This is a genomic window from Actinomycetota bacterium (assembly GCA_030682655.1).
Taxonomy (GTDB): Bacteria; Actinomycetota; Coriobacteriia; order Anaerosomatales; family JAUXNU01; genus JAUXNU01.
Window position 1 is genome coordinate 1 of sequence record JAUXNU010000183.1, and the last position, 1,016, is coordinate 1,016.

Consider the following 1,016-nt stretch of genomic DNA (forward strand, 5'->3'; position numbering starts at 1 on the left):
GACGCCGCCAGCGCCGCCGTCGCCCAGGAGGAGTCCGCACGCACGGCCCTCGTCGCGATTCTCGACCGCCAAGGACTGTCGCCCGTAGGCGTCAGCGAACTTGCATCCGAAGCGGGCGTGAGCGCCGATGTCGCACGCAAGGTGCTCACGTTGCTCGCGCTCGACAAGACCGTCGTTCGCATCTCGTCGGAGATGCACTTCATGCGGTCGACCATCGCCGCCGCCCGAGCCACTCTCACGGCGCACATCGAAGCGCACGGGCCGTCCTCGGCAGCGGATCTACGCGATGCGCTGGGCGTAAGCCGCAAGTACGCGATCCCGCTGCTCGAGTACTTCGATGCGCAGGGGCTGACCAGGCGCGAGGGCGATCTGCGGGTGCTCCGAAAGGCCTAGTCCGCCGTTCGCCACCACGCAAGCCGACCGTTCGTCACAAATACCCGCCCGTTCGGGGTCGTTCCGTGAGATTCGGCACCATGGTGGCGACCGTTCGTCGCACCCTCATTCGCGCCTGTCTCGCGTTCACCGATGTGAACGGTAGGAAGGACGAGCGCGAGGTGGTGATTCAGATGCAGTGCGATCTGAGGCGGGCGCTGGGGTTGCGGGCAGAATGCGACAAGCGACAGTGCACGTATTGGACTGTCCTTGGCTCCGACGATGTCGAGCAGTGCGCCGTCGAGTACTTCGGGCTCGTGGGAGGACGCTGCGACTGGATCACCAACTGGCTGTATGACTACAAGGTCCAGCGGGACTTGGAGCGCATGGTCTACAACCACCTGAAACTTACGAGGCATCGCCTCGAGACAGGGTCACGCTGAACGACGCGCCACCGGGCGCGCCACTTGTCCCGACGTGCGCGGTTGGCTATGCTCACCGGGCACGGAGGCGGATGGGGCCTGGTGGCTCCCGCGGTCTTCAAAACCGTAGTGGGGCGTGAAGAGCGTCCCGGGTGTGTTCGATTCGCACGCGCCTCCGCCATCGCGCGCAACAGCGGCCCCGCAGATCGACCTGCGGGGCCG

The 1,016-nt window shown here is 66.0% G+C and carries 2 protein-coding genes and 1 tRNA gene; all 3 read left to right on the forward strand.

Going from position 1 to position 1,016, the window contains the following annotated elements; translation table 11 throughout:
- A partial coding sequence (locus Q8K99_12165) for a SelB C-terminal domain-containing protein (GenBank protein MDP2183309.1) occupies nucleotides 1–393 on the forward strand: 393 nt, incomplete at its 5' end.
- Nucleotides 394–458: 65 nt separating this feature from the next.
- Nucleotides 459–815, forward strand: a complete 357-nt coding sequence (locus Q8K99_12170; protein ID MDP2183310.1) for a hypothetical protein — start codon at nucleotides 459–461, stop codon at nucleotides 813–815.
- 63 nt (nucleotides 816–878) lie between these two features.
- Nucleotides 879–975: transfer RNA gene (locus tag Q8K99_12175), tRNA-Sec, on the forward strand.
- Nucleotides 976–1,016: the final 41 nt, after the last annotated feature.